We start from the raw sequence: 25,951 nt of genomic DNA, 5'->3' as shown, positions 1-25,951 counted from the left end.
GCGCCACCTAGAGGGCCGCGTCGCCGTGCTCGCCGGTGCGCACCCGCACCACGTCGTCGAGCGAGGTGGTCCACACCTTGCCGTCGCCGATGCGCCCGGTCTGGGCGGCCTTGACGACGACGTCCACGACGGTGGGCGCGTCCCCGTCCGCGACGAGCACCTCCACGCGGACCTTGGGCACCAGGTCCACGGTGTACTCGGCGCCGCGGTAGACCTCGGTGTGCCCCTTCTGGCGGCCGTAGCCGCTGGCCTCGCTGACCGTCATGCCGCGGAGGCCGGCGGCCTCGAGGGCGGACTTCACGTCGTCCAGGCGGTGGGGCTGGATGACTCCCGTGACGAGCTTCATGCGCGGATCTCCTTCGCGACCGAACCCTGCTGGATCGTCTCGTACGCGGTCTCGCTGTGCACCGCGAGGTCGATGCCGCCGACCTCGGCCTCCTCGGGCACCCGCCAGCCCATGACCGCCTTGAGGGCGAGGGCGATCACCGTGGTGAGCACCAGGGAGAAGACGACCGCGATGAGGGCGATGATCACCTGCACGACGAGCTGGGAGAACCCGCCGCCGTAGAACAGGCCGGTCTCGGTGGCGAGGAAGCCGATGGAGACGGTGCCCCAGAGGCCGGCCACCAGGTGCACGCCGACGACGTCGAGCGAGTCGTCGTAGCCCAGCTTGTACTTGAGGCCCACCGCGAGGGCGGACAGGACACCGGCGACGGCGCCGAGCAGCAGCGCGCCCACGGGGCTCACGGACCCGGCGGCCGGGGTGATCGCGACCAGGCCCGCGACGACGCCGGACGCGGCACCGAGCGAGGTGGCGCTGCCGTCGCGCAGCTTCTCCGTGACGAGCCAGGCGAGCATGGCGGCCGCGGTCGCCGACGTCGTGTTGACCCACGCGAGGCCCGCGGACTCGTTGGCGCCGAACGCGGAGCCGGCGTTGAACCCGAACCAGCCGAACCACAGCAGCGCCGCGCCGAGCATCACCATCGTGAGGTTGTGGGGGCGCATCGGCTCGGTGCCGAAGCCCTTGCGCTTGCCGACCACGAGCGCCAGCACGAGGGCCGCGGCGCCGGCGTTGATGTGCACCACCGTGCCGCCCGCGAAGTCGATCGGCGCGGCGATCCCGCCGAACGGCCCGTCGGCGGACAGCAACCCGCCGCCCCAGACCATGTGCGCCATCGGGAAGTAGACGACCGTCGCCCAGATGCCCGCGAAGACCATCCAGGTCCCGAACTTCACGCGGTCGGCGATGGCGCCGGAGATGAGCGCGACGGTGATGATCGCGAACGTGACCTGGAAGGCCACGTCGATGACCTGCGGGTAGTTGCCCAGCGGGCTCACCACCGCGTCACCCGCGTCGTCGAAGAGCGTCCCGCTCAGCCCGAACTGGTCGAACGGGTTGCCGACGATCCCGCCGACGTCCGAGCCGTAGGACATCGACCAGCCCCACAGCACGTAGATCACGCCGATGACGCCGATCGCGCCGAACGACATCATCATCATGTTCAGCACCGACTTGCCGCGCACCATGCCGCCGTAGAACAGCGCCAGGGCGGGCGTCATGAGGAGCACGAGCGATGCCGACGTCAGCATCCACGCAGCGGCCCCGGTGTCCCATTCCATGGTGTTCTCCCCTCGCCAGCCCGGCGGCTGGTCGGGGACAACACTCGCGGTGCACCGTTTCGCCCGTGCTCAGGTTGTGTGACGGGCAGGTGACAAAGCGGCCTCGGACGTCAACGTTCTGTTACGTGGCGCGCCGGCGCCCCGGTCCGGCGGGTCAGCCGAGGAGGCCGTCGACGAACTGCTCGGGGTCGAAGGGCGCCAGGTCGTCCGGGCCCTCCCCCAGGCCGACGAGCTTGACCGGCACGCCGAGCTCGCGCTGCACGGCGACGACGATCCCGCCGCGGGCGGTGCCGTCGAGCTTGGTCAGCACGATGCCCGTGACGCCCGCGACCTCGCCGAAGACGCGCGCCTGGTTGAGGCCGTTCTGGCCCGTGGTGGCGTCGAGCACCAGCAGCACCTCGGCCAGCGGGGCCTCCCGCGTGATGACGCGGGTGATCTTGCCGAGCTCGTCCATCAGGCCGGCCTTGTTCTGCAGCCGGCCCGCGGTGTCGACCAGCACGACGTCCGTGCCGTCGGCCTTGCCCTGCTTCACCGCGTCGAACGCGACGGCGGCCGGGTCCGCGCCGTCGCGGTCGGCGCGCACGGTCTCCACGCCCACCCGCGAACCCCAGGTCTGCAGCTGGTCGGCGGCCGCCGCGCGGAACGTGTCCGCCGCGCCGAGGACGACGGTGCGGTCCTCCGCGACCAGCACCCGCGCGAGCTTGCCGACGGTCGTCGTCTTGCCCGTGCCGTTGACGCCCACGACCAGCACCACCGCGGGCAGCCGCGTGCCGTCGTCGCCGACCGGGCCGGTCGTCGCGATCTCGCGGTCCAGGGACGGGTCGACGACGTGGAGCAGCTCCTCGCGCAGCAGGTCGCGCACCGACTGGGGGTCCTTGACGCCGAGCACACGCACCCGCGTGCGCAGGGCGTCGAGCAGCTCCTCGGCCGGGCCGGCGCCGATGTCGGCGAGCAGGAGGGTCTCCTCGAGCTCGTCCCAGTCGTCCTCCGTGAGGTGGTCGCGGGAGAGCACGCTCAGCAGGCGCGCGCCGAACGGGGAGCCCGAGCGGGCGAGCCGGTCGCGCAGGCGGACCAGCCGGCCCGCGACCGGCTCCGGCGTCTCCAGGGCGGGGGCCGCCGGGCCGGCGTCCTCGGGCGCCGCGACCTCCGGCACCCCGACCCCCGGCTCCGCGGCGGGCGCCTCCGGGGCGGGCGGCGCGAGCGTCGTCGAGCCACCGGCGTCGTGGTCCGGGCGCCGCCGGCGCGACCGCGGCACGAGCAGGGCGGCGCCGCCGCCGACCACGACGACGACACCGAGGAGGATCCAGAGCCAGAGCAGATCAGTCACGCGCACAGTCTCCCAGAACCGCGCACCACCGCCGCCCGGGCCGGCTCACCGCCGGGCGGCGCGGGACGCGGGTCGCGAGCGACCCTGCGGCGCCGGCCGCGACGGCTCACTCGGGCTTGCGGACGGTCCCCACGTGCCAGGTGCTGCGCGCCTGCAGCCGCGCCCGGTGCAGGGCCTCGGTCAGCTCCTCCGGGTCGACGTACCCCGGGGCGTCCTCGATCGTCGCGGCGAAGAACTCGTCCATGCCGGTCTCGACCGGGGCGGGCGGCGCGGCGCGCCTGCGCCGGAGCCCGGACCGGAAGTCGCGGAGGAAGCGACGGAGGCCGGGGGCGTCCTCGTCCTGTCCCTCACGACGCTCCATGACGTTGGCCACGAGGAACACCACCGCGGCGAGAACGAGGGACCCGAGGACCCAGAAGACGAACGTGAGCATGGCGCTATTCTCCTCGCGCGACGGCGGTCTCGCGCATCCGCTGGGAGATGACGGTCGTCACACCGTCGCCGCGCATGGTCACGCCGTACAGCGCGTCCGCGACCTCCATCGTGCGCTTCTGGTGGGTGATGACGATGAGCTGCGAGTCCTCCTGCAGCTCACGGAAGATCTCGAGCAGCCGGCCCAGGTTGACATCGTCCAGGGCGGCCTCGACCTCGTCCATCACGTAGAAGGGGCTGGGGCGGGCCTTGAAGATCGACACGAGGAACGCCACGGCCGTGAGCGACCGCTCCCCGCCGGACAGCAGCGACAGCCGCTTGACCTTCTTGCCGGCCGGCCGCGCCTCGACCTCGATGCCCGTCGTGAGCAGGTCCGACGGGTCCGTCAGCACCAGCCGCCCCTCGCCCCCGGGGAAGAGCCGGCCGAACACCCGCACGAACTGCTCCGCGGTGTCCTGGAAGGCCTCGGCGAACACCTGCTGCACGCGCTCGTCGATCTCCTCGACGATGTGCAGCAGGTCCTGGCGCGACTTCTTGAGGTCGGCGAGCTGCTCGGTGAGGAACTGGTGGCGCTCCTCCAGGGCCGCGAACTCCTCCAGCGCGAGCGGGTTGACGGCGCCGATCCGGGCGAGCGCCCGCTCCGCCGTCGCCAGCCGCTTCTCCTGCTCCGCGCGCACGTAGGGCACCGGGTCCGGGTCGGGATCGTCCTCCGCCGCGTCGGCGGGCCGCGCCACGGGCACGTCCCGGTGCGGGCCGAACTCCTCGACGAGCACCTCCGGGTCGCTGCCCAGCTCGTCGACGGCCCGGGCCTGCAGCTGCTCCAGCCGTGCCACCTGCTGGGCGCGCGCTACCTCGTCGCGGTGCGCCACGTCGGTGAGGTCGCGCAGCTCGCCCGCGAGCCGGTCGGCGTCGGCCCGCACGGCGTCGAGCTCCTGCTGGCGCGCCGCCCGCTCCTCGTCGGCCGCGGCCCGCTCGGACTGCGCCCGCTCGATCGACCGGGCGAGGACGCCGAGCGCCGTGCCGGCGTCGTCGCGCACCGACGCGGCCGTGCGCGCCTCCGCCGCCCGCTGCACCGCGCGCCGCTCCGCCTTCTCGCGCGCCGCCCGCTCCTGGGCGGCGGCCCGGGCGAGGCCCTGCGCGCGGCCCGCGACCGCGCGCGCCCGCTCCTCGCTCGTGCGCAGCTCCAGCCGCGCCTCGGTCTCGGCGGCGCGCGCCGCGGTGGCGCTCGCCTGGGCCGCGTCCCGCTGCCCCTGGGCGGCCTCCACCTGCTCCTGCGACTGGGCGGGCTCCGCCTCGGCCACCTCGAGCCGACGCGCCAGGTCGGCCAGCTCGGCCTCGTCGGCCTTGCGCCGGTCGTGGGCCTTCGCGAGCGTGGCGCGGTGCCGCTCCGCCTCCGCGAGCGCGGAGCGGTGCGCCGCGCCCAGCGTGCCGAGCTGCTCGGCCACGGCGGCGAGCGCCGCGTCGGACTCGTGCAGCCGCGCGAGGGTGTCGTCCTGGGCCGCCTGGGCCGCCTCGAGGCGCTCGCGCGCGCCGACCAGCTCGAACCGGCACCGCTCCCCGCGGGCGGCCGCGTCGTCGAGCCCCTCCTTCGCCTCGTCGAGCGCGGACGTCAGGTGCAGCACGCTCGGCGCCGCGGCGGAGCCGCCCCAGGCGCGCCCCGCCCCGAGCAGGTCGCCCGCGCGCGTGACCGCCACGACTCCCGGCGTCGCCTGCACCAGCGCGCGGGCCTGCGCCAGGTCGTCCACCACGACGACGTCCCGCAGCAGGGTGCGCAGCGGGGCCGCGGCGGGGCCGGCCACGGTGACGACGTCGGTCGCGCGGCGCGCGCCGCGGGGCAGGTCCACCGCGACGGGGTCGCTCGCGTCCGCCGGCGCGGACCCGCCCACCACGAGGCCGGCGCGGCCCGCGTCGTCGTCCCGCAGGCGCCGCAGCGCGTCGACGGCGGCGTCGACGTCGCGGACCGCGACCGCGTCGGCGACCGGGCCGAGCGCGGCGGTCACCGCGTCCTCGTAGCCCTGCTCGACGCCGAGCAGCGCGGCCACCGAGCCGAGCACCCCCGGCGCGGCGTCCGCGAGGAGGGCGCCCGCCCCGTCCTTGCGGTCGAGGCTCAGCTCGAGCGCCTCGACGCGCGCGCTCCACGTGGCCCGGTCGCGCTCCGCCTCCGCCGCGCGGGCCTCCAGGTCCCGCACCGCGGCCTGCGACTCGGCGAGCGCCGTCGTCGCGTCCTCGTGCCGGGCGTCGAGGTCCTCCTCGCCCTCCTCGGCACCCACGACCTGCACCTCGAGCGCGCCGAACTCGCGCGCGGCCTCCTCGGCCCGGCGCTCCGCCTCCGCCACGACCTCCCGCACGCGCTCCAGCTCCGCGTCGCCGGCCTCGACCCGGCTGCGGCGGGCGGCCACCTGCCCGGAGAGCCGCGCCAGGCCCTCGCGCCGGTCCGCGGCGCCGCGGTGCAGCGTCGCGAGCTCGCGCTCCGCGGCGTCCGCGGCCTTCTCCGCATCGGTGCGGGCGGCGACGACGCGCTCGACGGCCTCCCGCGCCAGCTCGACCTCGCGGGTCAGCTCCGCCTCCGTCGCCCGGGCGCGCTCCGCCTGCGCCTCCAGGGCGGCCGGGTCCTGCCCGCGCTGCTCCGGCTCGACGGTGCCGAGCAGCCGCACCCGCTCGTCGGCCAGCGTCGCCAGGCCGCGCAGCCGCTCCCGCAGCGCGCTCAGCGCGTGGAACGCGTCGGCCGCACGACCCGCGTCCGCGACGGCGCCGGACGCCGCGACCTCCAGGCGCGCCAGGTGCGCGCGTGCCCGCTCCAGCCCCTGCTCCGTGGCCTGCTGCCGCTCCTTCAGCGCCGCCTCGTCCGCCCGCTCCTGCGCCATCTGCGCGGTGAGCTGGGCCAGGTCGTCGGCCAGCAGGCGCGACCGGGCGTCGCGCAGGTCGGCCTGCACCGTCCGGGCCTTGCGGGCCGCCTCGGCCTGCCGCCCGAGCGGCCCGAGCTGGCGGCGCAGCTCCGCCGTGAGGTCGGTGAGGCGGGCGAGGTTGCCCTGCATCGCCTCGAGCTTGCGCAGCGCCTTCTCCTTGCGCTTGCGGTGCTTGAGGACGCCCGCGGCCTCCTCGATGAAGCCGCGGCGGTCGTCGGGCGTGGCGCGCAGCACCGCGTCGAGCTGCCCCTGCCCCACCACGACGTGCATCTCGCGGCCGATGCCGGAGTCGCTCAGCAGCTCCTGGATGTCGAGCAGCCGGCACGAGCTGCCGTTGATCGCGTACTCCGACCCGCCGCTGCGGAACAGCGTGCGGGAGATCGTCACCTCGGTGTAGTCGATCGGCAGGGCGCCGTCGGTGTTGTCGATCGTCAGGGACACCTCGGCGCGGCCCAGCGGGGGGCGGCCGGAGGTGCCGGCGAAGATGACGTCCTCCATCTTGCCGCCGCGCAGCGACTTCGCGCCCTGCTCCCCCATCACCCAGGAGAGCGCGTCGACCACGTTCGACTTGCCCGAGCCGTTGGGCCCGACCACGCACGTGATGCCCGGCTCGAGGCTCAGCGTCGTCGCCGAGGCGAACGACTTGAAGCCGCGGAGCGTGAGCGTCTTGAGGTGCACGCGGCGAGCCTAACCGCCGGAGGCCGCGGATCCGCGGAACTCCGCCGGTCCCGCCCGGTCGCACCCGGCCCCGCCCGACCCCGGGTACGCATCGAGCGTGCCGGCTCGTTCCTCACCATCGTCGGTCGAGGAACGAGCCAGCACGCTCGATGCTTCGGGGCGGGGGACGCGGCGCCCCCGCCGCCGGGATGTCAGAGGTGCGGGAACCAGAGCCCGATCTCGCGGGCCGCGGACTCGGGCGAGTCGGAGCCGTGCACGAGGTTCTGCTGCACCTTCAGGCCCCAGTCGCGGCCGAGGTCGCCGCGGATGGTGCCCGGGGCCGCCTCCGTCGGGTTGGTCGCGCCCGCGAGGGAGCGGAAGCCGGGGATGACGCCCTGGCCCTCGGCGACGACGGCGAGCGTAGGGCCCGACAGCATGAAGTCGACGAGCGGCTGGTAGAACGGCTTGCCCTCGTGCTCGGCGTAGTGCGCGGCGAGGAGCTCGGTCGTCGCCTGCTTGAGCTCGACGGCGGCCAGGGTGTAGCCCTTCGCCTCGATGCGCCGCAGCACCTCGCCGGACAGGCCGCGGCGGACGCCGTCGGGCTTGACGAGCACGAGCGTGCGCTCGACGGGCTCGGCGGGCAGGGTCGTGTCTGCGACGTCGGTCATGCCCCAGAGCCTATCGGCGCCGGCACCCCCTTCGACCACGGGACCCGTGTCGCCATGACGTGAATGACGACACAGGTCCCGTGCTCGAAGGGCGCTCGGGCCGGTCAGAGGTTGGGGGCGGTCTCCGGGTGCTCGGCGTCGTAGGCGGCACGCTCGCGGTCGATGCGGCCGCCGAGGCGCAGCGCCACGACCCACATGACGACGAACAGCACCCCGACGACGAACATCATCGGCAGCAGCAGGCCCATCGCCAGCACCGGCACCTGCACGACCGTCCCCGCGTAGTACCCCATCGGCGTCCCGACCATGCGGGACATCACCAGCAGCACCACGAACAGCACGCCGATGACGCCCCAGAGGGCCACCGGGGACTCGATGACCAGGGGTCCGCGCTCGTAGCCGGAGTTGCGCAGCCCGTAGAGGGCGACGCCGGCGAAGAGCACCACGAAGGCCTCCAGCTGCAGCATCATCGACGTGAACTGCGCCTTGGCGGGCCTGCGGGGCTTGATGCGGTCCCCCGGGCGGGGACGGTCGTCCTTCTTGCTCACGACCCCACGATATCCGCGCGCTCGCGGGTGCCGGGACCGTCGTCCGGGGCGACACCCTCGGACGCGTCGCCGATCTCGTCCACGACCACCGCGCCGGGCTCGCCGTCGGCCGCGAGGGCCTTGGCGGGGTCGGAGACCGCCTCGCCGCGCGCCACCATGCCGGCGATGTCGGAGAGCTTGATCACGGGCAGGAAGATCGCGAGGACCAGGCCCAGCACGATCAGCGGCAGCAGGTACCAGAACGACGGCGCCAGGGCGTTCGCGTAGGCGTCGATGACGCCGGACTTGAACGGCTCCGGCATGGCCTGCACGACGGCCGGGGTGAGGCCCTCCTCCGACGCGCCGCCGGCGCCCGCGGGCATCCCGGCGAAGACCTCCGTGAGGTTGTCCTTCAGGCGCGTGGTGAAGATCGTGGTGAACAGGGCCGTGCCGACCGCGGCGCCGATCTCGCGGAAGAAGTTGTTGGCGCTCGTCGCCGTGCCGAGCTCGCGCGGGTCGACGGCGTTCTGCACCGCGAGCACGATGGTCTGCATCACGAGGCCCATGCCGGCGCCGAGCGCGAAGATCATGGCCCCGAAGGTCCACATCGACATGTCGCCGGACAGGCGCGTGAGCCACACCATCGACAGGCCCACGATGATCAGCCCGACGACCGGGTACGCCTTGTACCGCCCCGTCCTGGAGATCGCGATACCCGAGGCGATCGAGGTCAGCATCATGCCGGCCATCATCGGGAGCATCAGCCAGCCGGACTCGGTGACGCCGGCACCGGTGGACATCTGCAGGAACGTCGGGATCATCGCCATGGCCGAGAACATGCCCATGCCGAGCACCAGGCCGATGAGCGTGGTGATCGTGAACGTGCGGTTCTTGAACAGGCGCAGCGGGATCAGCGGCTCGGCCACGCGGGTCTCCACCACGATGAACGCGGCGACGGCCAGCAGGGTCACGACGACCAGGCCCGAGAGGCGCCAGTCGGCCCAGTCGTAGCCGCCGGAGGACAGCGACCGCCAGCTGGTGACGAGGACGATGCCGGTGGTGGCGACGGCCATGGTCACGATGCCGGCCCAGTCGACCGGGCGCGAGGAGCGGTGCGACGGCAGCTTGAGCGAGAACCAGGCGATGGCGAACGCGATGATGCCGATCGGGATGTTCAGCCAGAAGGTCCAGCGCCAGCCCGGGCCCTCGGTGAGCCAGCCGCCCAGGAGGGGGCCGAGGACGGCGGAGATGCCGAAGAGCGCGCCGAGCGGGCCCATGTACTTGCCGCGCTCGGAGGCGGGCACGATGTCGGCGATGATCGACTGCGACAGGATCATCAGGCCGCCGCCGCCGAGGCCCTGCACGGCGCGCCAGACGACGAGCTCCGGCATGTTCTGGGCGAACCCGGCGCCCGCGGACGCGAGCGTGAACAGGCCGATCGCGACGAGGAACGGCCAGCGCCGCCCGTAGAGGTCGCCGAACTTGCCGTACAGCGGCATGCCGATCGCGACGGCCAGGATGTAGGCCGTGATGACCCACCCCTGGTGCTCGACGCCGTTGAGCTCGCCGACGATCGTGGGCATCGCGGTGCCGACGATCGTCTGGTCGAGGGAGGACAGGAACATCGACGCCATCAGGGCGCCGAAGATCAGCCAGACGGTGCGCTGCGTCAGGACGACGAGCGGCTTGTCCGGCGCGGCGGGAGCAGCGTGGCTCATGGGACACCTCGGATCGGTGGCGCGGAGCGCCGGGTAGTGACGGGGGCTGGGGGGTTCGGGGGCGTGCGGTCGGCACGGCGCCGGGGCGCCGGGTTCCCGCCGCGGGTCACGCCGCCGGGTTCACGGGTTCACGGGTTCACGGGTTCACGCCGTGAGGATCGCGGCGAGCTGGTCGATGACGCGCGGGACGTGGTCGCCGACCTCGCCGTGGCGGCCGGTGCGGTCCCACTCGTCCATCGCGGCGCGCGCGACGCCGAAGACGACGAACGTGCACACCTCCGGGTCGGCGGGCAGCGGGGCCGCCTGGTGGCGTCGCTCGAACAGCGCGACCACCTGCGACTTGTGCCGCTCGAACCAGGCGAAGTGCCGGGTGAGCAGGCGCGGCTCGAGCTGGAGGATCTCCAGCATCCGCTCCGCGGCGTGCTGGCCGGGGCCGGAGAACGCGTGGAGCAGCGAGCGCACGAGCACCTCGACGTCCGCCACGAGGCGGCCGTGGGGTCCCCCGGCCGCGAACGACTCGCGGACCTCGGCGCTCAGCTCGAACGCGCCCTGACCGAGCACCGCGTCGTCCTTCGACTCGAAGTAGTTGAAGAACGTGCGGGGCGAGATCTGGGCGGCCTCGGCGATCTCCTCCACCGTGACCGCGTCGAAGCCTCGCTCGAGCACGAGGCGCTGTGCGGCGTCGACGATCGCGTCCGTGCGGGCGCGCTTCTTGCGCTCACGCAACCCGAGGTCGCCGGCGGCAGATGGAGGAGTCACCGGACAATGATGCACCCGCTGCAATTTTGCACCAAGTGCAATTTCCTGTGAGCGTGCTCACACCTCGCCGAAGCCGCCCTCGATGAGCCCGACGACGGTGGCCACGGCGTCCTGCGCGTCGGCCCCGCGGGCCGCGACCTCCACCTCGGTGCCCGCCGCGGTCCCGAGCGCCATGAGCTGCAGCACGCTGGTCGCGTCCACGCCCTGCAACGTCACCGGGCCGCCGAACGCCGCCGCGGCGCGCGCCACCACCGCGGCCGGGCGCGCGTGCAGGCCCAGCGGGTTGCGGATCGACACCCGCGCCGTCACGGCGTCCCCCGGGCCCGCGCCCTGCCCCGCGGCGGGCGGGACGGGCGCGGCAGGGGCGCCGGGCGCGCCGGGCGCCGCGGCAGCGGGCGGGCCGCCGGCGGACTGCGCGGCCGCGAGCACCGCGGCGACGTCCGCGCCCTGCTGGGCCGCGACCGCGGCCGCGACGGCGCCCTCCACGAACGGGGCGTCGGCGAGCAGCACCCGGCCGGCGAGGTCGTCGTCGAGCTCCAGCGCGGACTCGACGGTCAGGACGGCGGAGCCGAGGTCGGCCAGCACCACGACGCCGTCCGCGCCGGGCAGCACGCGCCCGAGGGCCTCCTGCACGACCTCCAGCGACGTGCCGAGGCCGCCCTCGCCGTCCCCCGCCCCGCAGTCGATGGCCACGTCCGGCGCCATCTCGCGGGCCAGCTCGGCCGCCCCCTCCGCGAGGCGGGCCGAGTGGGAGACGAGCAGCAGCCCGACGCTCACGCCGGGTCGCCGCTCACGTCGCCCGCCGCGCGGACCAGGGCCGCGTCGAGCGCGGCGCGCAGCAGGAGCGCGGTCGACCGGGCACCCGGGTCCTCGTGCCCGGCGCTGCGCTCGCCCAGGTAGGAGGCGCGCCCCTTGGTGGCCACGAGCGGGATGGTGGCGGTCGCGCCGGCGTCGGCGGCGTCCGCGGCGGCACGCAGCACCGCGACGGGGTCCTGGCCGGCGTCCGCGGCGGCGGTGGCCGCCTCGACCGCGGGCGCGAGGGCGTCGACCATCGTCTTCTCCCCCACCTGCGCCTTGCCGCGGGACGTCACGCCCTCGAGCGCGGCGTCGAGCAGGACGACGACGCCGGACCCGTCGACGCTCGGGCGCGCGGAGCGCTTCGCCGCGCGCAGGAACGCCGTCCCGTACAGCGGGCCGGAGGCTCCCCCGACCTTCGACATGAGCGTGGTGGCCACGAGCATGAGGACGTCGCCGACGTCCGCCCGCTCCGCGGCGCCCGGCTCGTCGAGCTTGGCGACCACGGCCTGGAACCCGCGGTTCAGGTTCTCCCCGTGGTCGCCGTCCCCGATCTGCCGGTCGAGCTCGGTGAGCTCGTCCTTCGCCGCCGCCACGACGTCGGCGGTGCGCCGCACCCAACGCTCCGCCCAAGCCACGTCGAGACCCATCCCCGCACGCCTCCTCGCCTCGGGGCGCCCCTCGGCGCCCGTCACCAGTGCAACGCCGCCGTGCGCACCGGCGCGTCCCACAGCTCCCGCAGCTCGTCGTCCAGCCGCAGCACCGTGATGGACGCGCCCTGCATCTCCAGGGACGTCACGTAGTTGCCCACGAGCGACCGGGAGACGGTGACACCGCGCTCCTCGAGCAGCCCGCGCGCTCGACCATAGACGACGTACAGCTCCGACAGCGGCGTGCCGCCCATCCCGTTGACGAACAGCAGCACGTCGTCGCCGCCCGCCAGCCGGAGGTCGTCGGCGACCGGGTCGAGCAGGCTGCGCGTGATCTCGGTGGCGCCCGAGAACGGGATGCGGTGGCGGCCCGGCTCGCCGTGGATGCCGATGCCGATCTCCACCTCGTCGTCGGGCAGGTCGAAGGAGGGCTTGCCCACGTGCGGCACCGTGCAGGCGGTGAGGGCCACGCCCATGGAGCGCACGTTCGCGACCACGCGGCCCGCGACCTCCGTGACCGCGCCGAGGTCGTCGCCGCGCGCGGCGGCCGCGCCGGCGATCTTCTCCACGCACACGGTCCCGGCCACGCCGCGGCGGCCCGCGGTGTACAGGGAGTCCTCGACCGCGACGTCGTCGTTCACGAGGATCGTCGTGACCTGCGACCCCTCGGCCTCGACGAGCTCGACCGCGGTCTCGAAGTTGAGCACGTCGCCGGTGTAGTTCTTCACGATGGCGACGACGCCCGCGCCGGAGTCCGCGCCCAGGATGGCGGGGACGATCTGGTCCGGGGTGGGCGAGGTGAACACCGCGCCCGGGACGGCCGCGTCGAGCATCCCGTCGCCCACGAACCCGGCGTGCAGGGGCTCGTGCCCCGACCCGCCGCCGCTGACCAGGCCCACCTTGCCCGCCACGGCACCGCCGGCCCGCGACACGTAGACGGGCTCCAGGTGCACGTCGACCAGGTCGGCGTGCGCGAGGGCGAAGCCCGCGAGCGAGTCGGTGACCGCGTCCGCGGGGTCGTCGAGCAGCTTCTTCATGTCCTGCCTCCTCGGCTCACGGCTGCCACGCACGGTCGGCGGCCTGTCCCCCATCCAACACCCGGCGGCGACGGCACGCAGCGCCCCGGACGGCCCGCGCGCGGGTGATCATGCGCGTCGCGGGCGCGCGGATCCTGCTCCGCCGGGTCAGCCCCGGCCGAGCAGGATCCGCGCGTCCGCGACGGTGATGACCGACCCCGTGACCAGCACGCCGCGCCCGGTGCCGACGCCCACCTGGTCGCCGCTCTCGGCGAGGTCCGCCGCGACCTGCAGCGCCTCGTCGAGCCGGGCCGTGGTGCGCACCCGGTCCTCGCCGAAGATCTCGCGCGCCACCTCGGCCAGGTCCTCGGGGTCGGCCGAGCGGTCCGAGGAGTTGCGGGTGAGCACCAGCTCGGTGATCGCCGGCTCGAGGGTGGCGAGCAGGCCCTCCACGTCCTTGTCGGCCATGACGGCGACGACGCCGACCAGCCGCGGCAGGTCGAACTCCTCGTCCAGCGCGTCGACCAGGGCCTGCGCGCCGTGCGGGTTGTGCGCCGCGTCGACCAGGACGGTCGGGCTGGAGCGCACCACCTCGAGGCGGCCCGGCACCACGACGTCGGCGAACGCGGTCTCCACCACGCCCCCGTCGAGCGCCCGCCCGCCGAGGAACGCCTCGACGGCCGCCAGGGCGAGCAGCGCGTTGTGGGCCTGGTGCACGCCGTGCAGCGGCACCAGCACCTCGGTGTAGAGCCCGGCCGGCGTGCGCAGGTCCACGAGCTGCCCGCCGACGGCGACGCGGCGGCCGGCGACCTCGAGCTCCAGCCCCTCGCGCAGCAGGTGGGCGGAGACGGCGGCGGCCCGCTCGCGCAGGATCTCCTCCACGACCGGCTCCTGCGCGGCGCTCACCACCGTGGCGCCGTCCTTGACGATCCCGGACTTCTCCGTCGCGATCTCGGCGAGCGTGGAGCCGAGCCAGCGCTCGTGGTCGATCCCGACGGGCGTGAGCACGGCGACCTCACCGTCCACGACGTTCGTGGAGTCCCAGCGCCCGCCCATGCCGACCTCGATCACCGCGACGTCGACCGGGGCGTCCGCGAACGCGGCCACCGCCATCACCGTGAGGACCTCGAAGAAGCTCAGGCGGGGGCCGCCCTCGGCCTGCGACTCGCGGTCCACGACCCCGATGTACGGCGCGACGTCCTCCCAGACCTCGACGAACCGGGCGGCGCTCAGCGGCTCGCCGTCCACCTGGATGCGCTCGGTGACGCTGGTCAGGTGCGGCGAGGTGAACAGGCCGGTGCGCAGCCCGTGCTCGCGCACGAGGCGCTCGGTCATCCGCGCCGTCGACGACTTGCCGTTGGTGCCGGTGAGGTGGATCGACCGGAACGCGCGCTGCGGGTCGCCGAGCAGCTCCAGCACGCGCTGCACGCGTGCCAGCGTCGGGTCGATGTCGTGCTCCGGCGCGCGGGACATGATCTCCGCGTAGACCTCGCGCAGCGACTCGTTCGCGACGGCGTCGTCGGCCGCCTGGCGGGCGGCCTGACGCTCGGCCGCGCGGGCCTTGCGAGCGGCGGACGAAGGCTTGTTCTCAGCGTCGGGGGTCACTCCCGAAGGATAGGCGGTGCCCGCCCGCCGACGACGACGCGTCAGCGCGGCTCGAGCACGACGACCGGCGTCTCGCCGGACCGGTGCGCGGCGAACCGGTCGACGTCGCCCCAGCCCCGGTGGCTGCCCACGAGGGCCCACAGGCGGTCGCGCTCCGGCCCCTGCGCCGCCGCGCCCCGGACGGGACGTGGGCCGTCGACGGTGTCGACGTCGGCGTCGGGGTGGGCCCGCAGGTTGAGCCACCACGCGGGCGGCGGGTCGCCCCAGCCGTTCATGGCGAGCGTGACGTACCGGCCCTCGTCCTCGACGTAGCCGAGGATCACCGCGCGCTCCTGGCCGCTGCGGCGCCCGACCACGCGCAGGCGCAGCATCCCGAACCTGCCGCCGGGCGTCGGGCGGCGCAGCGGCCAGCGCCCGCCGGTCAGCCGGTAGCCGGCCCGCTGGAACGCCCACGCGGAGCGCACGAACCAGCGCGGGGGCACGAAGGGGGGACGGTCGGGGGCGGGTGTCGCGACCATGGCGGGGACTCCTCGCGGGCGCCGGCGCCGGCGCGCCGGGACGTCCAGGCTAGCCCCGGGGGGCGGTCCGCGCCGCGGTCGTCGCCCGGGGCTGTCGTCGACCGGCGCTACGGTCGACGCGATGGCCACCGACGACGCCCCAGTCCGCCTCGCCCACCACACCGTCCAGGGCCCGCCCGGGTCGACGGCCCCGCCGCTCGTCCTGCTGCACGGCGGGGGCGGCGACGGGACCACGTGGGACCCGTTCGTCGCACCGCTCGCGCGCCGCGCCACCGTCGTGGTGCCCGACCTGCGCGGGGCGGGCCGCAGCCCGGCCGTCGGCGCCGGCTCCGTCACCGCGCTGCGCGACGACGTGCTCCTGCTGCTCGACGACCTCGCCCTGGACCGGGTGGTGCTGGTCGGCCACTCGCTGGGCGGGCTGGTCGGGCTGCTGGTGGCGCAGGAGCGGCCCGGCCTCGTCGCCGCGCTCGTGCTGGAGGAGTGCCCGCCGCCGGAGCCGCTCGGCCTGCCCGTGCCGACGGGGTTCGCGGACGACGCGTCGTTCTACGAGCGCAGGATCCGCCCGGCGGTGCTCGCCACGCTCAACTCCCCCGACCCCGCCCGGGCGGACGCCCTGGCCGGCGTCACCGCGCCGACCCTCGTCATCGGCGGCGGCCCCGACAGCCACCTGCCGCAGGACGCGATGGTGCGGATGGCGGCGCGCCTGCCCGACGCGCGGTTCGTCACGCTGCCCGGCGGCCACCTGGTGCACCCGACCCACCCCGAGACGTTCCTGCGCGAGGTCGAGGCGTTCCTCGACCTCGCGCAGGGCGGGTGGTGACCGCGGGTCCCGACGGCCGGGCGGGCCGGCTCAGCCGGCCGGCGTCTCCCGCCTGCTCACGCGCACCGCGCGCTCGCCGTCGCCCGCCGCCACGGCGAGGTCGAGGGCGAGGGTCTCGCGGGCGATGAGGTCGCGGTGGGCCTCCACGGCGGCGACGTGCTCGGCCGGGACGTCGAGCTCCAGCGCGATGCGGTCGCCGACCTCGAGGCCGGCGGCCTTGCGGGCGTCCTGGACGTCGCGGATGACGTCGCGGGCGTAGCCCTCGGCGCGCAGCGCGTCGTCCAGCGCGAGGTCGAGGACGACGAACCCGCCGCCGGGCAGCACGCTCGCCGCGACCTCGCCGCCGGCACCCTCCGCCACGACCGTCGTCAGCTCGTACTCGGGCGCGAGCAGCGGCTCGTCGCCCGCGTCCGTGGTCACGACCACCGTGCCGTCGTCGTCGCGCCGCCACGCGCCGGACTTCGCGGCCTTGATGACGGCCTGGACGCCGCGGCCCAGGCGCGGGCCGGCCGCCCGGGCGTTGACCGCGAGGCGCTCGGTGATGCCGAACCGCTCGGACGCCTCGGCGTCGGCCTCGACGAGGTCCACCGCCTTGACGTTGAGCTCGGTGGTCAGCAGGCCCGCGTAGTCCGCGAGCGCCGCCGGGTCGGGCACGGCGACGGTGAGGCGCGCCAGCGGCTGGCGCACGCGCAGCTGGTGGGCCTTGCGCAGCGCGAGGGCGCTGGACACCACGGCGCGCACCTCGTCCATCGCGGCGACGAGCTCGTCGTCGCGCACGAGGGCGGGCTCCACGGCGCCGTCCGCGCTCGGCCAGTCCGTGAGGTGCACGGACCGACCGCCGGTGAGGCCGCGCCAGACCTCCTCGGTGAGCAGCGGGGCCAGCGGCGCCATGACGCGGGTCAGCGTCTCGAGGGCGGTGTACAGCGTGTCGAAGGCGTCGGCGTCCTCGGCCCAGAACCGGTCGCGCTGGGTGCGCACGTACCAGTTGGTGAGGACGTCGAGGTGCTCGCGCACCGACTCGCAGGCGCCGGAGATGTCGTAGGCGTCGAGCTGCGACGTCACGGTGGCGACGAGGTCGTGCGTGCGCGCCAGCAGGTACCGGTCGAGGGCCGGCAGCCCGGCGACGCGGTCGGCCGTCACGGGCTTCGCCGTGTAGCCGGCGGCGCCCCCCTCGGAGCCGGTCGCGCTGTTCGCGTACAGGGTGAAGAAGTAATAGGTGCTCCACAGCGGCAGCAGCACCTGGCGCACGGAGTCGCGGATGCCCTCCTCCGTCACGACGAGGTTGCCGCCGCGCAGGATCGGGCTGGCCATGAGGAACCAGCGCATCGCGTCGGAGCCGTCGCGGTCGAAGACCTCGGAGACGTCCGGGTAGTTGCGCAGCGACTTGCTCATCTTGCGGCCGTCGGATCCCAGCACGATGCCGTGCGAGACGGCGGTGCGGAACGCGGGCCGGTCGAAGAGCGCCGTGGCGAGCACGTGCAGCAGGTAGAACCAGCCGCGGGTCTGGCCGATGTACTCGACGATGAAGTCGCCCGGGTAGTGGTGCTCGAACCAGTCCGCGTTCTCGAACGGGTAGTGCACCTGGGCGTACGGCATGGAGCCGGAGTCCATCCACACGTCCATGACGTCCTCGACACGGCGCATCGTGGACTTCCCCGTCGGGTCGTCGGGGTTGGGGCGGGTGAGCTCGTCGACGAACGGGCGGTGCAGGTCCGGCTCGCCGTCGGGGCCCAGCGGCAGGCGACCGAAGTCGCGCTCGATCTCCGCCAGCGACCCGTACACGTCGAGGCGCGGGTGCGCCGGGTCGTCGCTCTTCCACACGGGCACGGGCGAGCCCCAGAACCGGTTGCGGCTCAGCGACCAGTCGCGGGCGTTCGCGAGCCACTTGCCGAACTGGCCGTCCTTGATGTGCTCCGGCGTCCAGGAGATCTCCTGGTTCAGCTCGACCATGCGGTCCTTGAACTTCGTCACCTCGACGAACCACGACGACACGCCCATGTACATCAGCGGCTGCCGGCAGCGCCAGCAGTGCGGGTAGGAGTGGGCGTACGACTCGCGGCGCAGCAGCACGGTGCCGGCCGTCACCGACCCGGCCTCCGCCTCCCCGCGGGTGCGCGCCTTGAGGTGGTCGATGATCGGCAGGTTGGCGTCGAAGACCTGCAGCCCGGCGTACTCGTCGACCGGGTGCGTGAACTTGCCGTCCGCGCCCACGGGCATGACGGAGGCGACGCCCTCGCGGTCGCACACGACCTTGTCGTCCTCGCCGAACGCGCCGGCGCTGTGCACCAGGCCGGTGCCGTCCGTCGTCGTGACGAAGTCCGCCTCGACCACGCGGTGCGCGCGCTCGCGCCCCTCGTAGTACGCGAACGGCGGCACGTAGGAGGTCTGGAGCAGGTCGCGGCCGGTGAGGCGGCCGACGACGCGCGGGGCGTCCTCGCCCTCGTCCGTGAGCTCGCGGGCGTACGCGTCCACGCGCGCCGCGGCGAGCACGTACCGCTGCGGCGTGCCGGTGAACGACGACTCCACGACGACGTAGTCGATGTCCTCGCCCACCATGACGAGCAGGTTGGAGGGCAGGGTCCACGGCGTGGTGGTCCAGATGAGGAGCTTGTCCCCGGGGCGCACCACGTCCTGGCCGGCGGGCACGGTCGCGACGTCGAAGCCGACGGTCACGGCCGGGTCCTGGCGCGTCTGGTAGACGTCGTCGTCCATGCGCAGCTCGTGGTTGGACAGCGGCGTCTGGTCGTTCCAGCAGTACGGCAGGACGCGGAAGTCCTCGTACACGAGGCCGGCGTCGTAGAGCTTCTTGAAGCCCCACAGCACCGACTCCATGTAGGTGACGTTGAGCGTCTTGTAGTCGTGGTCGAAGTCGACCCAGCGCGCCTGGCGGGTGACGTAGTCGCGCCACTCGGACGTGTACTTCAGCACCGACGCGCGGCAGGCCGCGTTGAACTTCTCGATGCCCAGCTCGAGGATCTCGTCCTTGGTCTTGATGCCGAGCTGGCTCATCGCCTCGAGCTCGGCGGGCAGGCCGTGGGTGTCCCAGCCGAACCGGCGCTCCACGTGCTTGCCGCGCATGGTCTGGTAGCGCGGGACGACGTCCTTCGCGTAGCCGGTGAGCAGGTGCCCGTAGTGCGGCAGGCCGTTGGCGAACGGGGGGCCGTCGTAGAAGACGAACTCGTTGCTGCCGTTCTCGCCGGCCGGGTTCTTCGCCACCGACGCGCGGAACGTGTCGTCGGCGCCCCAGAAGTCCAGGACCTCGCGCTCGATCGCCGGCAGGTCCGGGGACGCGGGGACGCCGGCGATGCCGAAGGCGGCGCCCGGCTGGTCGGGCCTCTGGTCGGACGAACGGTGCTGCGGATAGGCCATGGGTGGGCTCCTGTGCGAACGAGCTGGCGGTACGGGTCGGCGGATCGAGTGCGTCGTGCTGCTGTCTCCGCGAGGACGACGCCCCCGCCCCGAAGGGCGCGGGTACCGCGGTACCACCCCGCTTGCGGACACCTGCCGAGGTCTCGGCACGGCGCCCGCCGCTCGTTCACGGCTGTCACGGGCCTACCCGTCCGGTTCTACTGGGAGTGGGACGCACTCGGTTCTTCCGGAGGCTCGCCGGTGATGGCCGGGTCGACGCCTGTGCGTCCATGGTAGCCAGCCGCGCAAGCCGGTCCCGACGCCGCGCCATCGGCATGGCGACTCGTCTAGGGTCGCGCGGGGCGGCGGGCGCCTGACGGACGTGGGCGGAAGGACGGGCCGGTGGGCGCGGTGGGCTGGTGGGACCGGCGGCAGGTGCCGCTGTACCTGGCCGCGATCGTCGTCGGCGCCGCCGCCGGCCTGACCCTCCCGGAGGTGGCGCCCGCCCTGGAGCACGCGATCACGCCGGTCCTGGCGCTGCTGCTGTTCGCGACGTTCCTGGGCGTGCCCCTCGTCGACGTCGGGCGCGCGTTCCGCGACTGGCGGTTCCTCGCCGTGGTGCTCACGACGAACTTCGTGGTGATGCCCGCCGTGACGTTCGGGCTCTCCCGGGCCGTGGCGGACGACGCGGGGCTGCTGCTGGGCGTGCTGCTCGTGCTGCTCACGCCGTGCGTCGACTACGTCGTGGTCTTCACGGGGCTGGCGGGCGGCGCCCGCGACCGGCTCCTCGCCGCGACCCCGCTGCTGATGCTGCTGCAGCTCCTGCTGCTGCCGGGCCACCTCGCCCTCCTCGCCGGCCCCGGCGTGCTCGGCGTGGTCGACGCGGGACCCTTCGTGCACGCGTTCGTCGTGCTCGTCGTGGCGCCGCTGGCCGCCGCGGGCGTCGTCCAGGCGCTCGCCCGGCGGGGCGGGGCGGACCGGCCGGGTGCCGCGGGCCGCGCCGGCCGGGCGACGGAGGCGGTGGCCGCCGGCGCCATGGTGCCGCTCATGATGGCGACCCTCGCGGTGGTGGTCGGCTCGCAGGTCGCCGCCGTCGGGGCCCGCGCGGTGGACCTCGTGCGGGTGGTGCCCCTCTACGTCGCGTTCGTCGTCGTCGCCGTGGCGGTGGGCCTGGCCGCCGGGCGGGCCGGACGCCTCGACGCGCCCCGCACCCGCGCGGCGGTGTTCTCCACGACGACGCGCAACTCCCTGGTCGTGCTGCCCCTCGCGCTCGCGCTGCCCGGCGCGCTGGCCCTCGCGCCGCTCGCGGTGGTCACCCAGACCCTCGTCGAGCTCGTCGCCATGGTCGTGCTGGTGCGCCTGGTGCCGAGGCTCGCTCCGGTGCGCTGAGGCGCGCGGGGTAGCGTCGCCGGCATGCGCCGCGGACCGCTCCTCGCCCTCGCCGGGCTCGCCGCCGCGCTCGCGGGCAGCGAGTGGCTGAACGGCCGCTGGTCGCGGACGCTCGTCGCCGACGACGCACGACCGCCCGGGGGCACGCAGGCCGTCGTCGTGCTCGGCTTCCGCAACCCCGGCCCCGCGGCCAACGCCGTGAACCGGTGGCGGGTCCGGGCCGCGCTCCGGTCGATCGACCCCGCCGCGCGGGCCACCCTGGTGCTCAGCGGCGGCGCCACCACCGGCGGGCGGTCGGAGGCGAGCGTGCTGAGCACGCACGCCGTCGCCGTCCTCGGCTACGACGGCCCCGTCGTGCTCGAGGAGGAGAGCCGCACCACGTGGGAGAACGTCGCCCGCGTGCTCCCGCTCGTCGAGGACGCCGACCGCATCACGATCGTGTCGCAGCCCGCCCACGCGCTCAAGGCGCGGGTCTACGCGCGGCGGCAGCGGCCCGACCTGGCGGGTCGCCTGACCCGCGCCGACGACCACCGGTGGGGCGAGTGGCTCGCGCTGAAGCCGGTCCTCGCCGCCTACGGGCTGTGGACCCTGCGCGGCGTCCGCGCGGACCTGCGACGACCGTGACCGCGCCCCTCGGTCAGTCGTCGCGCGGCACGGCGCGGAACGACGTCGGCAGCCCCAGTTCCCGCCGCAGCCGCGCCGCGTAGGGGGCCCGCGCGTCGGGCGTCGCCCAGGCCGCGTCGTGGTGGCGCCGGTACAGGTCGTCGCCGCGGTGGCGCGGGAAGACGTGCACGTGCAGGTGCCACAGGTCCTGGTCCCCGGCGGGCTCGTTGTGCTGCCGCACGGACGTGCCGTCGCACGCGTACGCGTCGCGCACGGCGACGGCCACGCGCCGGACGAGGTCCCACACCGCCTGGTTGTCCTCGGGGGTGATCGCGTACAGGTTCTCGACGTGCGCGCGCGGGATCACCAGCAGGCTGCCGGGGTTGCCCGGCCACCACTTCGGCGCCACGCGCGCGTACGCCCGCCCGGTGACGGCCACGACGTCGCCCGGCCGGCTGTGCTCGTCCCCGCGCCCCTGCTGCTCGAGGCAGAACGGGCACGCGTAGCCCGCGGGCGCGTGGGTGTGCTCCATGCGGGGAGTCTTCCAGCGCCGCGGGCTTCCCCGCGACGCCGCCGGCACCCCTAGGGTGTCGCCGTGACCATCCACGAGTCGCTGCTCGCCTTCGCGCTCGTCGCGGGGCTCCTCACCCTCGTCCCCGGCCTCGACACCGCGCTGGTGCTGCGCAGCACCGTGACCCGCTCGCGCTCGCACGGGTTCGCGGCGCTGCTCGGGATCCAGGTCGGCACCCTGGTGTGGGGCGCGGCCGCCGCCGGCGGAGCGGCCGCGCTGCTCGCCGCCAGCCAGACGGCGTACCGCGTGCTGACCCTCGCCGGCGCGGCGTACATGGTGTGGATGGGGGCGGCGATGCTCTGGCGCTCGTTCCGCGCGCCCGCGACCGCGCCCGGGGACGGCGGCCTCGACGTCCCCCTGCCCACCGGCGGCCGGTGGCGCGACTTCGGCATGGGGCTGAGCACCAACCTCATGAACCCCAAGGTCGGCGTGTTCTACGTCGCCGCCATCCCGCAGTTCGTGCCCGACGGCGTGAACCCGCTGCTCATGGGCCTGCTGCTCGCGCTGGTGCACTGCCTGCTGGGCACGGCGTGGCTGTCGCTGGTCGTCCTCGGCGCCGGGTGGGTCGGGCCGCGGCTGCGGCGGTCGAGCGCCGTGCGCTGGGTGGACCGCGTCACGGGCGGCGTGCTGGTCCTGTTCGGCGCGCGCCTCGCCGTGTCCGCGCGGGTCTGACCGGACCCGGCGTCAGCTGAACGACAGCCTCTCCACGACGCGCCGCGCGGCCTCCTCCGGGTCGGCCGACGTGTCCAGGAGGTCCGATCCCGCGAAGGCCCCCTCCCGCCACAGCGACGCGAAGCCGTGCACGACCGACCACGCCGCCAGCTGGACGGCTGCCGGGTCGGCGACGCCGTCCAGCCGGCCGACCCCCTCGCGCAACGCCTGCCCGGAACGCCGGCGGGCGGCGGCCAGGTCCGGGTCGTCGGCCCGGAGCAGGTCGGAGCGGAACATCACGGCGAAGTGGCCCGGCCGGGCGAGGGCGAACCGGACGTAGGCCACCGCCACCTCCTTCAGCTCGGGGCCCGCGGCGACGAGCTCCGCCGCCAGCAGGTCGAAGCCCTCGGTCGCGAGCGCGGTGAACAGCCCTCGCCGGTCGCCGAAGTGGTGCGCCGGCGCGGCGTGCGACACCCCCGACCGCTGCGCCAGGCCCCGCAGGGAGAGCCCGTCGACGCCGTCCTGCGCGATCTGGTCGGCGGCGTGGCGCAGCACGACCGACCGCAGGTCCCCGTGGTGGTACCCGTCCGCCATCAGGCCTCCATCTAGCCATTGACCAGTCCGCGCTCGCGAATCTAACTTGTCACTGTCAAGATCCACTCTAGCCGATCCGGGAGAACGCCATGGCACCCCTCGTCGTCCTCGTCACCGTCACCCTCGCGGCCCGGGGCCTCGGCGCCCTCGGAGTCGACCCGCTCGACGGCTGGCCGCCCGCCCTGACCGCCGGGCTGGTGGCCATGCTGCTCCTCACCGCGAGCGCCCACTTCACGAGCCCCCGGCGCGCAGCCCTGGTCGCCATGGTGCCGCCCCGCCTCCCCCGGCCCGAGCTGCTCGTGACCGTCACGGGGGTGCTCGAGCTCGCGGGTGCCGCCGGGCTGCTCCTGCCGGCCACGCGCACGGCGGCCGGGATCTGCCTCGCGCTGCTGTTCGTCGTGATGTTCCCGGCCAACGTGCACGCGGCCCGGGCCGCCGCCGGCGTCCGCACCATGCCGCTGCCCGCGCGGTCCGCGCTCCAGGTCGTGTTCGTCGCCGCCTGCCTCGTCCCCGCGCTCGCGGCGTGGTGAGGCGCCGGCGTCAGGTGATCGTCACGGGGATGGTCTGCCAGCCGGTGGCGCCGTCGGGCGCGGGCGGCGCCTCGGCCTGGACCTGCACGTTCCCGTCGGCGTCGGTCGCGCGGACCGCCACGGTGTGGTCCCCGGGCGTCGCGTCCCAGTCGTGGCGCCACTGCAGCCAGGTGTCCGGGCCGACGGTCCCGGCGAGCTGCGCCTCGACCCACGCACCGTCGTCGACCCGCACCTGCACGCGCGAGATCCCGGTGTGCTGCGCCCACGCCACGCCGGCGAGCGTCACGGTGCCCGCGGGCAGGTCGGCGCCGGGGCGGGGGACGTCGATGCGCGACGACAGCTTGATCGGGCCCCGCGCGGACCACCCCCGCGGCGTCCAGTAGCCCTGGTCGGCGGCGAACGTCGTCACCGTGAGCTCCGTGACCCACTTGGTGGCGGACACGTACCCGTACAGGCCCGGCACCACCAGCCGTGCCGGGAAGCCGTGCTCCACGGGCAGGGGCTCGCCGTTCATCCCCACGGCGAGGAGGCTCGCCCGGCCGGGGTCCTGGAGCACCTCCAGCGGCGTGCCGGCGGTGAACCCGTCCGTGCTGCGCGAGAGCACCATGTCCGCGCCGACCTGCGGCCCGGCCCGCGCCAGCAGCTCGCGCACGGGGTACCCGAGCCACCGGGCGTTCCCGACGAGGTTGCCGCCCACCTCGTTGGAGACGCACGTCAGGGTCACGTAGTGCTCCTCGAGCGGCAAGGCGAGCAGCTCGTCCCACGTGAGGGTGAACGGCTGGTCGACCAGGCCCGTCACGGACAGCGACCAGTCCCCCGGGTCCACCTGGGGCAGGAGCAGGGCGGTGTCGATCCGGTAGAAGTCCGGGTTCGGCGTGACGTAGGGGGTCAGCCCGGGGACCGTCGCCGGGGCGCCGAAGTCCACGCCGGTGGGCAGCGGCGCGGCCGCCGTCGCGGGGCGCGGCAGCCGGATCGCGTCCCGCGCGGCCGCCACCACGCGGCCGCCGGCGGACACCACGCGCGAGGCCCCGAGCGCGAGCACCGCGCCCGCCGCCGTCACGCCCGTCCACTGCAGGAACCGCCGCCGGTCGACCGCCTCGCGCCAGTCGCCCCCCGGGCGCTCGTCCTCGGCGAACCACACCTCGACGCGGCGCAGCAGCGCGCCCAGCAGGACGACGGCGGCCACGACGCCGACCAGGCTGGGCAGGGCCCACACGACGGTCGCCCCCGGGCGGCGGGCGGCGATGATCGCCGCGACCACGCCGACCGCGCCGAGCAGGACCGCGCCCCACGGCGGGCGACGGCGTTCCAGGAACCCGGCGAACGCGGCGCCCGCGAGCGAGACGACGCCCATCGTGGCGAGCAGCACCGCCTTGTCGGCCGTGCCGAACCAGGAGACGGCGAGGTCCTTGAGCCAGCCCGGCACGCCGTCGACCACCGCGCCGCCCACGGCGACGACCGGGCCGGACCCCGGGCCGACGAACGCGGCGAGCAGCTCCGCGAGCGCGAGGCCCGCCCCCGTCGCGACGACGCCCGCGAGCGCCGCCCACCAGCCGTCGTGCCGTCGCTTCTCGGGCGGGCCCGCCGACGCGGGGTCCCACGGCGGGGCCTCCCCCCGTCCGGCCTCCCCCGGCCCGGCCCCCTGCGACGCGCTGTCCCCTGCCGGCGTGCTGGTCATCCCCTCAGCGTCCCACTGCCGTGCCCGGCTCGGGCAGCCCGGGGTCGCGCCAGCCGGCGAGGTGGCCGAGCCACGCGACGGCGAGCCACGACCCCTGGACGACGATCTCGAGGCCTGGCGCCGCGAGGGTCGCGTCGCAGCGGGTGTCGAGGGTGACGGGCCCCTCCTGCCCGGGCGCGACGGCGAGCGAGCGGAGCGCCAGCGTCGCGCGGTCGACCTCGACGTCGCCGCCCGTCCCCGGGAGCTCGACCCAGAACCGCGGCGCGGTCGCCCACAGGCGCGGGCGGTCCGCCGCGGTCGCGGCGGCCCACGACGGGGAGCCGCCGACGACGACGCACGGGAGCTCGGCCACCGGCTGCGCGGGGTCGCGGGGCACGCGCGGGGGCTCCGCCGCGAGGCCCGAGAGGTCGCCGGCGGGGGCGTCGCCGCTCGCGATCGACATCGCGAGGTCGACGGCGGCGCGCACGAGGCCCGTCGCCGCGCCCGCGCTCGCGCGGGCCCCGCGCCGCTGTCGGCGCGGCCGCCGCCACGAGATGGCGTCCTGCACGCGACTGGTCATGACGCCGGAG

At 75.2% G+C, this 25,951-nt stretch carries 24 protein-coding genes; 5 read left to right on the top strand and 19 right to left on the bottom strand.

Annotated features, from left to right (window positions below; all coding sequences use genetic code 11):
* Positions 1 to 7 precede the first annotated feature (7 nt).
* The 14 genes from ACFU9A_RS10290 to ACFU9A_RS10225 all read right to left on the bottom strand — a co-directional run bounded on the left by ACFU9A_RS10290 (position 8) and on the right by ACFU9A_RS10225 (position 15,198).
* Positions 8 to 346, bottom strand: a complete 339-nt coding sequence (locus ACFU9A_RS10290) for a P-II family nitrogen regulator (RefSeq protein WP_430575119.1) — start codon at positions 344 to 346, stop codon at positions 8 to 10.
* Positions 343 to 1,620, bottom strand: a complete 1,278-nt coding sequence (locus ACFU9A_RS10285; protein ID WP_430575118.1) for an ammonium transporter — start codon at positions 1,618 to 1,620, stop codon at positions 343 to 345. Before ACFU9A_RS10285 ends, ACFU9A_RS10290 begins: the two co-directional genes overlap by 4 nt.
* A gap of 154 nt (positions 1,621 to 1,774) precedes the next feature.
* Positions 1,775 to 2,947, bottom strand: a complete 1,173-nt coding sequence (gene ftsY, locus ACFU9A_RS10280) for a signal recognition particle-docking protein FtsY (RefSeq protein WP_430575117.1) — start codon at positions 2,945 to 2,947, stop codon at positions 1,775 to 1,777.
* 106 nt (positions 2,948 to 3,053) lie between these two features.
* Positions 3,054 to 3,380 carry a hypothetical protein gene (locus tag ACFU9A_RS10275; protein ID WP_430575116.1) on the bottom strand — a complete coding sequence of 109 codons (327 nt, stop codon included), beginning with the start codon at positions 3,378 to 3,380 and terminating at the stop codon, positions 3,054 to 3,056.
* Between the two features lie 4 nt (positions 3,381 to 3,384).
* Positions 3,385 to 6,963, bottom strand: coding sequence for a chromosome segregation protein SMC (gene smc, locus ACFU9A_RS10270; RefSeq protein WP_430575115.1), 3,579 nt, complete (start codon positions 6,961 to 6,963; stop codon positions 3,385 to 3,387).
* Between the two features lie 191 nt (positions 6,964 to 7,154).
* Entirely contained in the window at positions 7,155 to 7,610 is a 456-nt protein-coding gene (gene ndk / locus ACFU9A_RS10265; RefSeq protein ID WP_430575114.1) for a nucleoside-diphosphate kinase, read from the bottom strand.
* 104 nt (positions 7,611 to 7,714) lie between these two features.
* A complete protein-coding gene (locus ACFU9A_RS10260) occupies positions 7,715 to 8,158 on the bottom strand; it encodes a DUF4233 domain-containing protein (protein ID WP_430575113.1) in 444 nt (147 codons plus the stop codon).
* Entirely contained in the window at positions 8,155 to 9,855 is a 1,701-nt protein-coding gene (locus ACFU9A_RS10255) for an MDR family MFS transporter (RefSeq protein WP_430575112.1), read from the bottom strand. Before ACFU9A_RS10255 ends, ACFU9A_RS10260 begins: the two co-directional genes overlap by 4 nt.
* Positions 9,856 to 9,999: 144 nt before the next feature.
* Positions 10,000 to 10,614 carry a TetR/AcrR family transcriptional regulator gene (locus ACFU9A_RS10250; protein WP_430575111.1) on the bottom strand — a complete coding sequence of 205 codons (615 nt, stop codon included), beginning with the start codon at positions 10,612 to 10,614 and terminating at the stop codon, positions 10,000 to 10,002.
* A gap of 57 nt (positions 10,615 to 10,671) precedes the next feature.
* Positions 10,672 to 11,391 carry a dihydroxyacetone kinase phosphoryl donor subunit DhaM gene (dhaM, locus tag ACFU9A_RS10245; RefSeq protein WP_430575110.1) on the bottom strand — a complete coding sequence of 240 codons (720 nt, stop codon included), beginning with the start codon at positions 11,389 to 11,391 and terminating at the stop codon, positions 10,672 to 10,674.
* The gene (gene dhaL / locus ACFU9A_RS10240; RefSeq protein ID WP_430575109.1) at positions 11,388 to 12,059 is read right to left on the bottom strand and encodes a dihydroxyacetone kinase subunit DhaL; all 672 of its coding nucleotides are present in this window, start codon (positions 12,057 to 12,059) and stop codon (positions 11,388 to 11,390) included. Before dhaL ends, dhaM begins: the two co-directional genes overlap by 4 nt.
* Before the next feature lie 41 nt (positions 12,060 to 12,100).
* Positions 12,101 to 13,096 (bottom strand): dihydroxyacetone kinase subunit DhaK, encoded by a 996-nt coding sequence (gene dhaK, locus ACFU9A_RS10235; protein WP_430575108.1) that lies wholly within the window; start codon positions 13,094 to 13,096, stop codon positions 12,101 to 12,103.
* Positions 13,097 to 13,243: 147 nt separating this feature from the next.
* Entirely contained in the window at positions 13,244 to 14,680 is a 1,437-nt protein-coding gene (locus tag ACFU9A_RS10230) for a bifunctional folylpolyglutamate synthase/dihydrofolate synthase (RefSeq protein WP_430575107.1), read from the bottom strand.
* 41 nt (positions 14,681 to 14,721) lie between these two features.
* On the bottom strand, positions 14,722 to 15,198 hold the full coding sequence (locus tag ACFU9A_RS10225; RefSeq protein WP_430575106.1) for a nitroreductase/quinone reductase family protein: 477 nt from the start codon (positions 15,196 to 15,198) through the stop codon (positions 14,722 to 14,724).
* A gap of 121 nt (positions 15,199 to 15,319) precedes the next feature.
* On the opposite strand from ACFU9A_RS10225, the gene ACFU9A_RS10220 reads away from it, so the two are divergent.
* Positions 15,320 to 16,018, top strand: coding sequence for an alpha/beta fold hydrolase (locus tag ACFU9A_RS10220; RefSeq protein WP_430575105.1), 699 nt, complete (start codon positions 15,320 to 15,322; stop codon positions 16,016 to 16,018).
* 30 nt (positions 16,019 to 16,048) lie between these two features.
* Here the strand turns inward: ACFU9A_RS10220 and ileS are convergent, their stop codons facing one another.
* The gene (gene ileS / locus ACFU9A_RS10215) at positions 16,049 to 19,387 is read right to left on the bottom strand and encodes an isoleucine--tRNA ligase (RefSeq protein ID WP_430575104.1); all 3,339 of its coding nucleotides are present in this window, start codon (positions 19,385 to 19,387) and stop codon (positions 16,049 to 16,051) included.
* Between the two features lie 381 nt (positions 19,388 to 19,768).
* On the opposite strand from ileS, the gene ACFU9A_RS10210 reads away from it, so the two are divergent.
* Both ACFU9A_RS10210 and ACFU9A_RS10205 read left to right on the top strand, forming a co-directional pair.
* Positions 19,769 to 20,755, top strand: coding sequence for a bile acid:sodium symporter (locus ACFU9A_RS10210; protein ID WP_430575103.1), 987 nt, complete (start codon positions 19,769 to 19,771; stop codon positions 20,753 to 20,755).
* A 24-nt stretch (positions 20,756 to 20,779) separates the two neighbouring features.
* Entirely contained in the window at positions 20,780 to 21,379 is a 600-nt protein-coding gene (locus ACFU9A_RS10205; RefSeq protein WP_430575102.1) for a YdcF family protein, read from the top strand.
* A gap of 13 nt (positions 21,380 to 21,392) precedes the next feature.
* Here ACFU9A_RS10205 and ACFU9A_RS10200 read toward each other — a convergent pair whose 3' ends face one another.
* Positions 21,393 to 21,890 (bottom strand): HIT family protein, encoded by a 498-nt coding sequence (locus ACFU9A_RS10200; protein ID WP_430575101.1) that lies wholly within the window; start codon positions 21,888 to 21,890, stop codon positions 21,393 to 21,395.
* A gap of 63 nt (positions 21,891 to 21,953) precedes the next feature.
* Here ACFU9A_RS10200 and ACFU9A_RS10195 point away from each other — a divergent pair, with 63 nt between their 5' ends.
* Positions 21,954 to 22,601: a LysE family translocator gene (locus ACFU9A_RS10195; RefSeq protein ID WP_430575100.1), complete on the top strand. Its 648-nt coding sequence runs from the start codon at positions 21,954 to 21,956 to the stop codon at positions 22,599 to 22,601.
* A gap of 12 nt (positions 22,602 to 22,613) precedes the next feature.
* Here ACFU9A_RS10195 and ACFU9A_RS10190 read toward each other — a convergent pair whose 3' ends face one another.
* Positions 22,614 to 23,174 (bottom strand): TetR/AcrR family transcriptional regulator, encoded by a 561-nt coding sequence (locus tag ACFU9A_RS10190; RefSeq protein WP_430575099.1) that lies wholly within the window; start codon positions 23,172 to 23,174, stop codon positions 22,614 to 22,616.
* Between the two features lie 89 nt (positions 23,175 to 23,263).
* Here ACFU9A_RS10190 and ACFU9A_RS10185 point away from each other — a divergent pair, with 89 nt between their 5' ends.
* Positions 23,264 to 23,704 (top strand): hypothetical protein, encoded by a 441-nt coding sequence (locus ACFU9A_RS10185; protein ID WP_430575098.1) that lies wholly within the window; start codon positions 23,264 to 23,266, stop codon positions 23,702 to 23,704.
* A 10-nt stretch (positions 23,705 to 23,714) separates the two neighbouring features.
* Here ACFU9A_RS10185 and ACFU9A_RS10180 read toward each other — a convergent pair whose 3' ends face one another.
* Together ACFU9A_RS10180 and ACFU9A_RS10175 are read right to left on the bottom strand one after the other, a co-directional pair.
* Entirely contained in the window at positions 23,715 to 25,382 is a 1,668-nt protein-coding gene (locus tag ACFU9A_RS10180; protein ID WP_430575097.1) for a molybdopterin-dependent oxidoreductase, read from the bottom strand.
* Positions 25,383 to 25,386: 4 nt separating this feature from the next.
* A complete protein-coding gene (locus tag ACFU9A_RS10175) occupies positions 25,387 to 25,941 on the bottom strand; it encodes a hypothetical protein (protein WP_430575096.1) in 555 nt (184 codons plus the stop codon).
* Positions 25,942 to 25,951: the final 10 nt, after the last annotated feature.

The organism is Isoptericola sp. NPDC057653 (assembly GCF_042799955.1).
In the GTDB taxonomy this organism is placed as follows: Bacteria; Actinomycetota; Actinomycetes; order Actinomycetales; family Cellulomonadaceae; genus Isoptericola.
This window is presented reverse-complemented; position numbering and strand designations above follow the sequence as displayed.